Origin of the sequence: Exiguobacterium sp. s149, from assembly GCF_018618395.1 — a bacterium.
Taxonomy (GTDB): domain Bacteria; phylum Bacillota; class Bacilli; order Exiguobacteriales; family Exiguobacteriaceae; genus Exiguobacterium; species Exiguobacterium chiriqhucha.
Genome location: NZ_JACSLZ010000002.1, coordinates 42,768 through 55,508 on the forward strand (window position 1 = coordinate 42,768; position 12,741 = coordinate 55,508).

Sequence of the window (12,741 nt, forward strand, 5' to 3'; positions counted from 1 at the left end):
TAGAAGTCCGGTAATTGAAACAGAGGCCATGTCCTCTCGGTATCCATAAAGACCTTCCTTTCCCAAATTGCGCGTAATCATGAGACTATTTTAACATACTCTCGCGATTGTTTCATTAAATGTATATTTAGTTTAGATTACGTTTCGGTAAATTTTTCTTACCAAACCACCACCAGTTCCAGTCCCCGAGCAGTTTCATCAAGGATGGGACAAGTAAAATCCGGATGATTGTCGCATCGATAAAGATCGCGAGCGCGATGCCGACACCGAGCTGTTTGATTGGACTAACACCGGTAAAAGCGAACGCCCCCGTGACGACAATCATGATGACTGCGGCCGACGTGATGATTTTACTCGTCTTGGCGAGTCCCATCTCCGTCGCGTAATCGTTATCCCCGGTCTCCCGATAATATTCCTCAATCCGCGAGACGAGAAACACCTCGTAGTCCATCGATAGGCCGAACACGAGCGAGAAGATGAACACCGGGGTCAAGATACTGATCATCTCGGCATCGTACACGTAGCCTGATTCGAAGATGATGACGAGCAGACCGAACGTCGCCCCGAGACCGAGCACGTTCATGATGATCGCCTTAATTGGAATCAAGACTGAGCGGAACGCCCACATGAGAATGACCATCGTCGCCAAGATGACAGTCACGACCGCATACGGGATGCTGTCATAAATCTCTTCATAAATTTCTTCGTTGAACGCGGCTGGTCCCCCGACGTCAAAACCGCTCTCGCGCCAATCTCGGACGAACGCTTGCGCGTCTTTATCACTCGGCGGGACGTTGAAACTAACGTTGACGAGGGCAAGGTCTGTATTCCCTTCAAGCGTGACGAGACGTTCGAACGCCTCGAGTTGCTCTGGTGCCGCTTCAGCGAGTTGTTGGAATTCGGCTGGTTCGAGACCGGATGCCGTCAAGAACGTCGTGACGTTGTCGACAATCGGATCCTCGGATAGCTCATCGGTGAGTGCGGTCAATTCATCGAGAATCATCGAATCGGTCAAGTCATTCGTCTCAAACAAGAGCACCGCATCGGTCGACGTCTCCCCGAACACGTCGTCCCACCGCTCAAGGGCGGCCCGCGACTCGTACGAGGTCGGGAGTGCATCGGCGTCCGGGATGTTCAATTCGAGGTCACGGACGAACCAGAGACTCGGTAGTAACAGCAAGAGCGCGACGAGTGTCATCGTGACGGGACGTCTCATGACGAAACGGGCCAACTTCTGCCACCGTACTTCAGAACGCGTCTCATTCGTTTTGATAAGAGGCCCTTTATTGATCGCATCTCCGACGATATATAAGGCGGACGGCAACAGCGTGAGCGCCGATAAGACCGCGCCCGCCACCGCAATCAGCGCACCGAGCGCGATGGCTTGGAACACGTCGACTTGGATGAATAGCAACCCGGCCAGTCCGACGAACACACAAAGCCCTGAGAACAGAATCGAACGTCCGGCCGTCGCGACCGTTCGGACGATGGCTGCCTCTCGCGACTTCCCATGTGCGAGCTCTTCCCGGTAACGGTTGACGAGCAATAGGGAAAAATCGATGCCGAGCGCGATGGCGATCATCGCGACCGCATTCAAGACGAAAATGGATAGTTCCATCGTCTGGGCAAAGAAGAACAACGAGCCGGCAGCCACGATGAATGTAATCAATCCAACGAATAATGGCATGACCGCGGCGAGCGGCGTCCCGAAGACGAGCAAGAGGACGAGCAACGCGACCGGGATTCCAATCAACTCGGCCCGAATCAAGTCATTCTTCGACGCTTCATTCAAGTCATCCGCGAAGACCGGCTCTCCGGTCAATCGCACGTCTGTATCCGTATCTCGAATCAAGGCGTTGCGAACGTCATCGATTGACGCCTCGGCCGTATCGTAATCCTCGAACTCGAGCAATAAGTAAGCTGCGTCCCCTGAGCGGGCATCGGGATTCTCGGCTGGCGTGATCACGCCGTCGATTCCATCGACGTCAATCAGTCGATCCCGTTGCTGCTCGATGACCGTATCAAGGTCCCCACCTTCCAACAAGACGATCATCGAGGCCCCGGCCCGGTCGAACCGGTCGTTCAACGTATCTTCCACTTGGGCGAAGCGCCCGTCTTGAATCGCAAATCCATTGCCGCGCAGTTCACTTGGCAACTGTAATCCGAAATATACCGATACCGCGAGCAATACCGTCCAAATCAACACGACAGCGTAGCGCCATCGGACTAACGCTTGTCCTAATCGTTCCATCCCTGTCCACTCCTCTCCATCTAAGAAGACTGTTCCCGTTTTTAGACGAGATTCTGTAAGCCTTCGTAAAAAAATCCTGAACCATGCCCTGGTCCAGGATTGTCAACGCTCGAACACTTGCAGCCAACTATGGCAGAAGCGACGCGGCGTCGATAGGACGACAAGTCTGTCGCCCGGCTCGTCCAATAAGACGACTTTCAACAATTCGGTCTCGGCACATACTTCTGATGAGAACACTTCACAATCGCGCTCAAACAGTTGGAACGATGTCATCGAGGTGATAGCAGTCGTCACACCCATTTGATCGACGATGACCAAGTCACGGTCACCCCCGTATGGAATCTTCCAACGCGCGCCCGCTTCGACGTCCTCGACCATGAACTGTTGATTCCGTTCATCGTACAAGGTCACGAGGCCAGGTGCCGTGAATCGTTCGAAATCATAGGTCGATTGATATGCGAGTTCGATGATGTTCCCGAACTCCGGGATTTCCTCGTAACGGCTATACCGAAACGTGTGATCGTTCAAGTTCAAGGCGACGATATCTGATTCGGCCGAGTACAAATACAAATCGTCCCCTGACCAGTAATGCAGGTTACTGAACCAATCGTCATGGAACGTCCGTGGAATTGGGTGACGTTCCATCGTCCCGTTCGTCAAATCCATGACTCCGTATGTCTGCAAATCTCGAAATAGCGCGACGGCTCTTCTACCATGTGGTTCAATATATAGTGCGCAAGGTGCCCATTTCCACTCGAGTTCCCATCGGATTTGGAATGTCTCGTCAAAAAACAGAAACCCGGTTTGCGCCAAATACAACATCCATCCTCCACCAACGCGCTCTAACCATTCAACCGTTTCATGAAATTGATAGTCTGCTACTTGTTTGTACATTTGATCACTTCCTAGTTTCAGCTTAGCAACGCACGACGCATTTTTCGATTTTGAATGTGTTCACAGAACACATTCTCCATCTGTCCGCTTTTCCTGTATACTGGCAGTAGCACACCCGTAATCGGAAAGGAGGAACCCTCATGCGCCCACTTCAACTCTCTCCCGAGACGGCGGTTGAGCTTGCCAAAAAGCTAAACGTCCCACTCGAGGAACTCATGCATATGCCAAAACACATCATCGTCAAAAAGATGATGGAGCTCGAGGCAGCCAAAACTGAAACGAACGAGGAAAAGGAGACGGAATGACGTCTCCTTTTTTCGCGCTTACTTTTGTTTCGGTTTCCGTTTTTTCGCAACATACCAGAGACCGAGGATAGCCAAGGCAGCTCCACCGGCGACCGCATATTTGCTGTAATCCGGACGGCGTTCCGTCACGACGAGTGTCGATAACGGCGCGACCGTGACATGCCGCTCCTCGAGGAGACGTGGTGCCGTCAAATTGACGGTGTGATCTTCGACATGGACCTCGAACTTGCCGGACGGTAGTTTCACCTCGACCGCTTCTTCGAGTCCGTTATGGTATACGAGATGGCGTTCGACGTAACCTTCGACGTGGCGACTCAGTTCAAAGGCGATGACGCCCTCGTCTTCATCGAAGAAACGTAAATGTTTACGAATCTGTTCCGCGTTCTCAAGACGGAACAACGGATATTGTTTGCGCAGGCTGATCAAGCCCTTCACATATTCGACGCTCGGCGTCTCTTGCTCGGCCCGCGTCCAATCCAAACGGTTGACAACCTCCCCCGAATTGAAGCTGTTCTCGTCCCCGTCTTTCGTGCGGAAGAACTCTTGACCGCTATGCAGGAACGGGATGCCTTGACTGAGCAACACAATCGATGTCGCGAGACGATGCCGGCGGCGGCGTGTCGTCTCATCGTCGTCCGGATTCGTAACGGCCAGTTTGTCCCAAAGCGTCAAGTTGTCATGGCACTCGACATAGTTCACGACTTGGTTCGGTTCGTCAGCAAAGCTTTGGCTCGTGACTGCACCGGCAATCCCACGTTTGACGTCCGCCGTCATATCCGCGTTGCCGCTGATCCAACCTGGCAAGTCTTCGATGAACACATCCCCACGGACACCGTCGCGAATCGCGTCGTTGAACTGGGCGATGCGCGGCATCTTGTGGGCGTTATGTTGGTTCGCTTTTTTACGGACCGGAAGCGGTGTGTCGAGATCCCAGCCTTCTCCGGTCACGAGAATCGATGGGTCGACGCGATCGAGCGCCCTGCGGACCTGGTTCATCGTCTTGACGTCATGAAGTCCCATCAAATCGAAGCGGAAGCCATCAATCATGAACTCTTTCGCCCAATACGACACACATTCGACGATCAATTTGCGCATCATCGCCCGTTCGGACGCCGTATCGTTCCCGCACGCCGAACCGTCGGCGAGCGTACCGTCCTCGTTCAAGCGGTAATAGTAGTCCGGTACGAACTGTCCGAGCGGCGTCGTCAATGCATCATACGTATGGTTGAACACGACGTCCATGATGACACGGATGCCACGATCGTGAAGTGCTTGAATCATCGCTTTCAACTCGATGATGCGAGCGGCCGGATCATCCGCTGAGGAAGCGTATGAGCCTTCGACGGCAAAATAGTGGACCGGGTCATAGCCCCAATTATAATTCGCCTCACTCTCGCGTGACTCATTCACTGAACCGTAATCGAAGAACGGCATGAGTTGGAGATGCGTGACGCCAAGCCCGGTAATATAGTCGAGACCCGTCGGATAACCCGTCGGTGTCTTCGTTCCGACTTCGGTCATCCCGAGGAATTTCCCGCGATGCATGACACCACTGTCCGGATGACTCGTCAAATCACGGACGTGCGCTTCATAGATGACCGCTTCTTGTGACGAGTGGAAGAGCGGACGTTCTTTGACCCAATGGTCTGGGTTGAGCGTAGATGGGTCGAGCAGACACCCGCGCTTCCCATTGATCCCGACGACTTTTGCATACGGGTCGAGCGATTCGATACGTTTCCCAGCTACGACCGCCTCGAACACATAAAACTGACCTTCAAACAAAGCACGATCGAGTTCGATGACCCACGTCCCTTTCTCGGCCCGTTCTAACGACAACCGTTCGAACTTCCGCGCTCGCGGTGTCCGGTATAGTTTTACCGTCATCTCTTCGGCAACCGGTGACCAGACCCGCAACCGGATGAGGTCACTTTTAAACGTCACCCCGAGGTCTTTGCCGTGATATGCCATATGGTCTAAATCTACATTTGTCTGTTGATCGATAGTATGTTCCATCTCTTTCACTCCTTCACTACTTCAAATCTGCTATCATTATAACAAAACCCTTGTAAAGGATGGATGAAACATGGCAAAAGACAATTCTTTTGATATTGTGTCAGAAATGAACCTCGAAGAAGTGAAGAACGCGATTCAAATCGCCGAGAAAGAAATTTTGAACCGTTACGACTTTAAAGGTTCGAAGAGTGAGATGTCACTCGATAACGGCGACCTCGTCCTCGTCTCAGATGACGACTACAAACTCGAGCAATTGAAAGACGTCATGATCACGAAATTGATTAAACGTGGCGTACCGACGAAAAACCTTGATTATCAAAAAGTAGAACGTGCGCTCGGCGGCACAGTGCGTCAACGCGTCAAATTGAAGAGCGGCATCGATAAAGACGATGCAAAAAAAATTAACAACGCCATCAAAGAATCAAAACTGAAAGTGAAGTCGCAAATTCAAGACGATCAAATCCGTGTGACAGCCAAGTCGCGCGATGACCTTCAAGCCGTCATGCAGCTCGTCCGTGAGCTCGAATTGTCCGTCGATGCCCAATTCACAAACTACCGATGAAACTCGCCATCATCAGTGACCCACATGGTTCGTTTGATGATTTGAAAGCCGTGCTCGAGTCGGTCCTCCGCGAGACGGAGCACATCCTTTGCCTCGGCGATCTGTACGAGTGTCATATCGGTAAGAAACGGCGCAACGAGCGCTTCCATGAAGTGTCCGATGTCGTGACGTACGACCCTGACTACGAGGCGCTCCTCACCTTCCCTAGCCTGCGCGGCAATCAAGAAGAGCGGATTGACGAAGTGCTCGTGGTGTCGCATCCGGTCAAGACACGAATCGCCTTATTACCGGAGCAGACGACGCTCGATGAGGCGCTATTCTTGCATGGACACCAAGTGAAATGGAGTCCGGACTGGGAACCGCTTGTCGAGAAAGGGAAGTATCCGCTCGTCTTTATCGGACACAGCCATATTCCGGGGATTTACCGGAAAGGTCGCTCGATTCCCTGGGAAATCGGGAAGCCGTTCACCTTGAAGAAAAAACGGTACGTCATCAATGTCGGCGCCGTCATCTTCGACCGGGAATGGTGTCTGTATGATACAAAAGCCCGGACGGTCACACGCATGAAGGCATAGGAAAAGGGACCCCCTCAAAAGGGTCCCTTATTTGTGCTTACATTTCTTCTGGAGCTTGAACACCGATCAAACGGAGTCCTTCCGTCAATACGATCGTCACCGCTTTGACGAGGGCGAGACGTGATTGTTTGCCTGCATCTTCTTCGAGGACACGGACATGACCGTAATACTTGTTGAACGCTTGCGCCAAATCGAGCACGTAACGGCTAATGATTGATGGTTCGCGACGTTCATGGGCACGTGTGATGACGTGTGGGAACGCGTTGAGCATCGTCACGACGCCCCACGTGTGGTCGTCGTTTGCGCCAGTGAACGTCGAGCCGTCGTAGTTACCTTTACGAAGGAGCGAGTTCGCACGCGCGTTCGTGTACTGCACGTACGGGCCCGTCTCGCCTTCGAATTTGAGCATGCTATCGAGGTCGAACTCGATGTTGTTGATGCGTTCATTCTTCAAATCGTGGAAGATGACCGCGCCGACACCGACCATGCGTGCCACGTCGTCCGCGTTCGCAAGTTCCGGATTCTTCTGAGCGATGTTCGCTTGTGCTTTCTCGATTGCTTCTTTGAGCACTTCCTCGAGCAAGACGATGCGACCTTTACGTGTCGACATCTTTTTCCCTTCTTGCAAAATCAAGCCGAACGGCACGTGATGCATGCCATCGACGAAGTCATAGCCGAGCTTGCGCAGGACTGAAAACAGTTGTTTGAAGTGAAGCGCCTGCTCGCCGCCGACGACGTAGTTCGCCTGGACGAAGTTGTACGTCTCATGACGATAGACGGCAGCTGCCAAGTCGCGTGTCGCATAAAGCGTCGCGCCGTCTTTCTTTTTAATCAAACATGGTGGCAAGTTCTCATCTTCAAGCGAGACGACCATCGCCCCTTCACTTTCGACGAGAAGGTTTTTCTCTTCGAGCATGGCGACAACACGATCCATCTTGTCGTTATAGAACGCTTCCCCGCTAAAGCTGTCGAATTCGACACCGAGGAGGTCGTATACTTTTTGGAACTCTTTGAGTGATTCGTCACGGAACCACGTCCACAGCTCAGTCGCTTCCTCGTTGCCGTCTTCAAGTTTCTTGAACCACGCACGGCCCTCATCTTCAAGTTCCGGTCGAGTCTTCGCTTCTTCGTGGAAATGGACGTAGAGCTTCAAGAGCTCAGCAATCGGATGTGCCCGGACCGCTTCCTCGTCGCCCCATTTTTTATAGGCGACCATCAGTTTACCGAACTGTGTGCCCCAATCTCCGAGGTGGTTGATGCCGACGACGTCATAGCCGTTTTTACGGGCGATTTGGTTGATGGCATTCCCGATCACCGTTGAACGAAGGTGTCCCATCGAGAACGGTTTGGCGATGTTCGGTGACGAGAAATCGGTGACGATTGTCTCGTTGCGTGTCGCATGCGTCGCATAGTCCGCTTGTTCATCGAGCACCGTGTTGATGATTTCTTGTGAGACGACGTCACGGCTCAAGAAGACGTTCACATACGGGCCGGCCGCCTCGACTTTCGTGAACAACTCATCGTTCAAGTCGTTTGCGATATCCGTCGCGATCATGACCGGTGCTTTACGATAGGCTTTCGCAAGTTGGAAACACGGGAAAGCAAGGTCCCCGTGTGCCTCATGTTTCGGTTTTTCAATCAATGCTTCAATCTGGTCGAGCGTCAACTCGTCCCCGATGACACGGGACAAGGCTTCCGCATATTTGCGTTCATAACTCATTCTAATTCCTCCTTATCATTTGTTCATAAAAAAAACGCCCTTTGCACAGATGCAAAGAGACGGGATGGCCCGCGGTACCACTCTTCTTGCCTGCTTGACGCAGACCGCTTTATCGGTGATAACGGGGGTCCCCCGGCTACGCCTACTCAAGTTCGGATAGCATCTCAAAAGTGCGTTTCGCGATGTTTGTCAGCCTAGGCTCTCACCAATCCCTAGGTCGCTTTGTTGACGGAACGATCGTTACTCTCTTTTTCATCGACTTTCGTCTATGTGGTTGAAAAGCAATTTCATTATAGAGGATATTTCATATAGACTCAATGCTAGAATTCCGCCATTATGGTGGATAGGCAGGACTCGGGCGTGATTGTGCCGAATCTTCTACCATACATAATTGAATTTTTCCCACATAGGAGGGAACCATGAACCATTTCCGCAAGATGTCCGTCCTCGGTTGGAGTATTTGGAGTATGCTATTCAGTTTGACCCTCATCTTGTTCGCTACAGGCGTATTAAACATGCCGGCCATCGAGCCGTTACCGTTCATCTTGATTGCGTTGCTCGTCATTACTTTTCAAATGGACTCCATTGAACGGAAAGGCGTCTACTTTACCTTTTCAGAAAGTATCGTCTTAATTATTTTTTTATTCTTTGATTTTGAGACAGCGCTGTTCGTCAATCAGATTGGACTACTCGTCTTCCAGTTCGTCAACTTGAAACCGCGCGTCGCGCTTCGACGGTTCCGTTTTACGTATCCGTGGAACGCCATCACGTCGTTTTTGGAAATCGCCATCCCGGCCAGCGTCTACTTGGCACTCGGTGGTGTGACCGGTCTCGGTTTTTATTCCCAAGATTCGTTTCTGCCGCTTGCCGGCTTGATTGTGGCCATCATCTTAAACACGGTCGTACAAAAGTATCAAGTCGGTTGGTGGTTCCGTGTCGATATCCCGGTCCGCGACTTTCTAAACATCGCGTTTTACACGTATATCGTCAGTCTCGTCTTCATTTTAGCAGCCTCGCTCTTCCGTGAGACGAACTTGCTTGTCGTCAGCAGTATCGCCGCCGCACTCACCTTCTTTATTAAGCGGCTCATCATCCAGAAAGGTCGGCAAGACGCCTTCAAATCGTTGATTGAACAATATGATGAGGCAAAAGAAGCCGTGTCGTTGTCACAAAGCGAGGCGCAAGCGATTGAGGTGTTCCTCAGTCAATGTGAACGACTCAACGAGTACGACGAAGGGTTCGTCGAGTTCAAACTGTTCGACCGCACACTTTACTTTGATTTAAAGACGCGCCAGCCGATCGATCGCCACGTCGTCTTTGATTTACTCGATGCAACCTATCCGAACGAAGCCTCGGTCGAGTATGAGATGCGCTTTGAATGGGACGCCCCGTTATCGAACGAGTTCGATGAAGACTATCATAGCTTCATCTCGGTCCGTTCCGAGGAAATCGAAGGCATCCGCACGTGGCTCGTCATGACCGGCGAGCACGTCTATGGCTATCCGCCCATCATTCAACGTGAGATTGTCAAACTGCTCAAATCGTTCAATCGAACGATCAGTCGTTGTCATGAACGCGACCGCCTCTATACCGAGAGCCGGACGGACAGCTTGACGTTGCTTGCCAATGCACGGGCTTTTTATGAATACGGGATTCAACAAATCTCGGACGGCTCGATGTATCCGATTTCCGTCGCAATGCTCGATATCGACTTCTTCAAAAAAATCAACGACACGCACGGTCATCAAGTCGGAGACAGCGTGCTCCAAGAGTTTGGTCGCCGCATCCGCCAAGTGCTCCGCACCGATGATTTCGCAGCCCGTTATGGCGGCGAGGAGTTCATCTTGCTGTTGAACCGATGCGATGTCGAAGCCGCCGTCGAGATTGCCGAGCGCATCCGTCAACAAATCGAAACCAAACCATTCCACGTCGACGGAATCGATATCCCAGTGACCGCCTCAATCGGCGTCGATACGATTCAAGCGTTCGGTGACAAACGACTAGACGATACGATTCGCAACGCCGACCGAGCGCTTTACGTCGGCGGGAAGTACGCAGGACGCAACCGCGTCGCCCATTACAATTTTTTGACGTCCTGACTCGCCCCCACGTGCATCGCGTGGGGGTTTGCTATTGACAAGCAGATTTGAAACAGGTACGTTAGGGAACGTGTCTTATAACTAAATATCACAACTTTTTTATCAAGAGAGACTGAGGGACTGGCCCGATGACGTCTCGGCAGCGGGTAACCTGTGCCAAATCCAGCGAGCGGTCTGCTCGAAAGATGAAAAAAGTGTTTCTTGTAGAGAGAGCCTTTTTTCAGAAGGCTCTCTTTTTATTTTTATGAATGAGGTGAATCGATTGGAACAACCAACAGCTAACAAATGGGCGCTCTTGCCCTTACTCGTCTTCCTCGTCTTCTTTATCGGGGCAGGCATCTACTATGACGATTTTTATAAATTTCCCGTCTTGATTGCGGCCTTGATTGCCGTCATCGTCGCGGCGATGATGACGAAAGGAAGCGTCACCCAGACGGTCGAACGTGTCGCCCAAGGCGCCGGCAACCCAAGCATCTTGATCATGGTGTTCATCTTCTTGCTCGCCGGCGCGTTTTCAAGCGTCGCAGAAGCAATCGGGGCGATTGATGCGACCGTCAATGCGGCATTGACGTTATTACCGCCTTCGCTCCTCTTGAGCGGCCTGTTCGTCATCGCGGCTTTCATCTCAATGGCGATGGGCACATCGACCGGGACGATTGCCGCACTGGCGCCGATCGCCCTCGGCATCCATGAGGAGAGCGGCGTCAATATCGCCATCGCAGCAGCGGCCGTCGTTGGCGGTGCCATGTTCGGTGATAACTTGTCGTTCATTTCGGACACGACGATTGCAGCCGTCCGCACCCAACGGACGAACATGCGCGACAAGTTCCGGACTAACTTTTGGATCGTCTTGCCGGCAGCCGTCATCACAACGATTTTGCTCGCCGTCTTATCGAGCGGTGAATCGACCATCGAGCCGGCAGCGTTTGAATGGTATAAGCTGATTCCGTACCTTGCGGTCATCGTGCTCGCCTTGACGGGAATGAACGTCATCCTCGTCTTGCTCGGCGGCATCGCCCTGACCGGCATCATCGGTCTGTTGGACGGCAGTCTAGCCGTCACCACGTACGTCACCGCCATGGCGGACGGCATGATGGGCATGGCCGAGATTTCACTCCTGACATTGCTCATGGGTGGGCTCGTCGGACTCATCTCGCATAACGGCGGACTCACGTACTTGCGTGACGCGCTCACGTCCCGAATTAAAAGACGGGCCGGCGCGGAGTGGAGCATCGCCGGGCTCGTCAGTGCGACAAACGTCGCGACGGCGAACAACACGATTTCGATTCTCGTGGCTGGTCCGCTCGCCGCGAACATCGCCGACGATTATGACATCGAACGTAAAAAGTCAGCGAGTGTACTCGATATCTTCTCGTGTGGGGTCCAAGGTCTGTTGCCTTATGGGGCACAGCTTCTCATTGCGGCCGAACTGACGAACACAGCGTCACCGGCGCTCGTTCCGTATATGTTCTATCCGTTCTTGTTGTTCATTTGCGGAGGATTGGCCATCGCCTTCAACTTCCCGCGTTTCAAAAAACGCGCTTAACGAAAACGACCTTGTGAAGCAGTCGCTTCACAAGGTCGTTTGTCGTTTCGCTTCAAGTTCACGTTTCAGCTGCTCGTTCCGTTTTCTGAAGGCACGCCGTTTAAGCAGTTCTTCGAGTCCACGGCTGATGGCCCATAGGACAATCAGTAATAAGACGAGCATCGATAATCGGAACGGGCTTTGGATAAACTCTTCCCACTGGTCGCCAATGACAGAGAAAATCAAGACGACGAGCAACTTGCCGAACCCGGCCGCCATGATGAACGTACGGAGCGGCATTTGAATGAGCGCGAGTAAGTATGTGATCAAGCTGACCGGAATAAACGGGAGCGAGTACAGAAACCCGAGTGAGACCGGACTCATGTGCTTGATGCGTTCGAGCCAATAGACGCCTTGCTTATGTCTCTCGAGCCACCGCGTCATCGGCTTTCGGAACACGTAGCGAACAGCTACAAACACAAGAATTGTTCCGAGCAAACTCCCGATCCAAGACAGTAACGTCCCAAGCAAAAATCCATATGTCGCTGCGTTCGCCGAGATGATGAGGACGAGTGGGAGAAATGGAAAGATCGCCTCCAGGAACGGTGCCCCAAGTCCTGCCCAAGGTCCGCCTGGAAGTCCTTGTAGCCATTCAATCAAGTTTAAAATATATTGTTGGAGTGATGTCAGCATGTCAGTTTCCACCTTCAACTTTCGTTATTCCTTTTTACCCGATTTCGCTCAGGAAGACGCATCCCCCTGCCCACCGCCGTAAAAAAATAAAAAGTATTTGCGAA

Annotated in this window: 10 protein-coding genes, 1 riboswitch and 1 other annotated feature; of the genes, 5 read left to right on the forward strand and 5 right to left on the reverse strand. The window is 52.2% G+C overall.

Annotation, left to right across the window (positions count from 1 at the left end; all coding sequences use genetic code 11):
* Nucleotides 1-127 precede the first annotated feature (127 nt).
* Nucleotides 128-2,251, reverse strand: coding sequence for an MMPL family transporter (locus KNP81_RS03395; RefSeq protein ID WP_214718434.1), 2,124 nt, complete (start codon nt 2,249-2,251; stop codon nt 128-130).
* Between the two features lie 102 nt (nt 2,252-2,353).
* Nucleotides 2,354-3,145, reverse strand: a complete 792-nt coding sequence (locus KNP81_RS03400) for a hypothetical protein (RefSeq protein ID WP_214718436.1) — start codon at nt 3,143-3,145, stop codon at nt 2,354-2,356.
* A gap of 140 nt (nt 3,146-3,285) precedes the next feature.
* Here KNP81_RS03400 and KNP81_RS03405 point away from each other — a divergent pair, with 140 nt between their 5' ends.
* Nucleotides 3,286-3,450: a YycC family protein gene (locus KNP81_RS03405; protein ID WP_021068148.1), complete on the forward strand. Its 165-nt coding sequence runs from the start codon at nt 3,286-3,288 to the stop codon at nt 3,448-3,450.
* An 18-nt stretch (nt 3,451-3,468) separates the two neighbouring features.
* Here KNP81_RS03405 and pulA read toward each other — a convergent pair whose 3' ends face one another.
* Nucleotides 3,469-5,463: a type I pullulanase gene (pulA, locus tag KNP81_RS03410; RefSeq protein ID WP_214714998.1), complete on the reverse strand. Its 1,995-nt coding sequence runs from the start codon at nt 5,461-5,463 to the stop codon at nt 3,469-3,471.
* Nucleotides 5,464-5,533: 70 nt separating this feature from the next.
* Here pulA and KNP81_RS03415 point away from each other — a divergent pair, with 70 nt between their 5' ends.
* Nucleotides 5,534-6,025, forward strand: coding sequence for a YajQ family cyclic di-GMP-binding protein (locus KNP81_RS03415; RefSeq protein ID WP_021068146.1), 492 nt, complete (start codon nt 5,534-5,536; stop codon nt 6,023-6,025).
* Entirely contained in the window at nt 6,022-6,600 is a 579-nt protein-coding gene (locus KNP81_RS03420; RefSeq protein ID WP_214718437.1) for a metallophosphoesterase family protein, read from the forward strand. The genes KNP81_RS03415 and KNP81_RS03420 overlap by 4 nt, the downstream gene beginning before the upstream one ends.
* A 37-nt stretch (nt 6,601-6,637) precedes the next feature.
* On the opposite strand, the gene argS is transcribed toward KNP81_RS03420, so the two are convergent.
* Nucleotides 6,638-8,320 (reverse strand): arginine--tRNA ligase, encoded by a 1,683-nt coding sequence (gene argS, locus KNP81_RS03425; RefSeq protein WP_214718439.1) that lies wholly within the window; start codon nt 8,318-8,320, stop codon nt 6,638-6,640.
* A 52-nt stretch (nt 8,321-8,372) separates the two neighbouring features.
* Nucleotides 8,373-8,585: a binding site (T-box leader), on the reverse strand.
* Nucleotides 8,586-8,739: 154 nt separating this feature from the next.
* On the opposite strand from argS, the gene KNP81_RS03430 reads away from it, so the two are divergent.
* Both KNP81_RS03430 and KNP81_RS03435 read left to right on the forward strand, forming a co-directional pair.
* Nucleotides 8,740-10,419: a GGDEF domain-containing protein gene (locus KNP81_RS03430; RefSeq protein ID WP_034804305.1), complete on the forward strand. Its 1,680-nt coding sequence runs from the start codon at nt 8,740-8,742 to the stop codon at nt 10,417-10,419.
* Nucleotides 10,420-10,515: 96 nt separating this feature from the next.
* A riboswitch (SAM riboswitch) is annotated at nt 10,516-10,611 on the forward strand.
* Nucleotides 10,612-10,663: 52 nt separating this feature from the next.
* Nucleotides 10,664-11,965, forward strand: a complete 1,302-nt coding sequence (locus tag KNP81_RS03435) for a Na+/H+ antiporter NhaC family protein (protein ID WP_034804307.1) — start codon at nt 10,664-10,666, stop codon at nt 11,963-11,965.
* Between the two features lie 27 nt (nt 11,966-11,992).
* Here KNP81_RS03435 and KNP81_RS03440 read toward each other — a convergent pair whose 3' ends face one another.
* Nucleotides 11,993-12,637, reverse strand: coding sequence for a TVP38/TMEM64 family protein (locus tag KNP81_RS03440; RefSeq protein WP_214718447.1), 645 nt, complete (start codon nt 12,635-12,637; stop codon nt 11,993-11,995).
* Nucleotides 12,638-12,741 lie beyond the last annotated feature (104 nt).

What these genes read in the sequence shown, in the direction of transcription:
- KNP81_RS03420 (WP_214718437.1), top strand. Translation starts at nt 6,022, where the DNA reads ATGAAACTCGCCATCATCAGTGACCCACATGGTTCGTTTGATGATTTG.
- KNP81_RS03395 (WP_214718434.1), bottom strand. Translation starts at nt 2,251, where the DNA reads ATGGAACGATTAGGACAAGCGTTAGTCCGATGGCGCTACGCTGTCGTG.
- KNP81_RS03435 (WP_034804307.1), top strand. Translation starts at nt 10,664, where the DNA reads ATGAATGAGGTGAATCGATTGGAACAACCAACAGCTAACAAATGGGCG.
- argS (WP_214718439.1), bottom strand. Translation starts at nt 8,320, where the DNA reads ATGAGTTATGAACGCAAATATGCGGAAGCCTTGTCCCGTGTCATCGGG.
- KNP81_RS03440 (WP_214718447.1), bottom strand. Translation starts at nt 12,637, where the DNA reads ATGCTGACATCACTCCAACAATATATTTTAAACTTGATTGAATGGCTA.
- KNP81_RS03405 (WP_021068148.1), top strand. Translation starts at nt 3,286, where the DNA reads ATGCGCCCACTTCAACTCTCTCCCGAGACGGCGGTTGAGCTTGCCAAA.
- KNP81_RS03400 (WP_214718436.1), bottom strand. Translation starts at nt 3,145, where the DNA reads ATGTACAAACAAGTAGCAGACTATCAATTTCATGAAACGGTTGAATGG.
- pulA (WP_214714998.1), bottom strand. Translation starts at nt 5,463, where the DNA reads ATGGAACATACTATCGATCAACAGACAAATGTAGATTTAGACCATATG.
- KNP81_RS03430 (WP_034804305.1), top strand. Translation starts at nt 8,740, where the DNA reads ATGAACCATTTCCGCAAGATGTCCGTCCTCGGTTGGAGTATTTGGAGT.
- KNP81_RS03415 (WP_021068146.1), top strand. Translation starts at nt 5,534, where the DNA reads ATGGCAAAAGACAATTCTTTTGATATTGTGTCAGAAATGAACCTCGAA.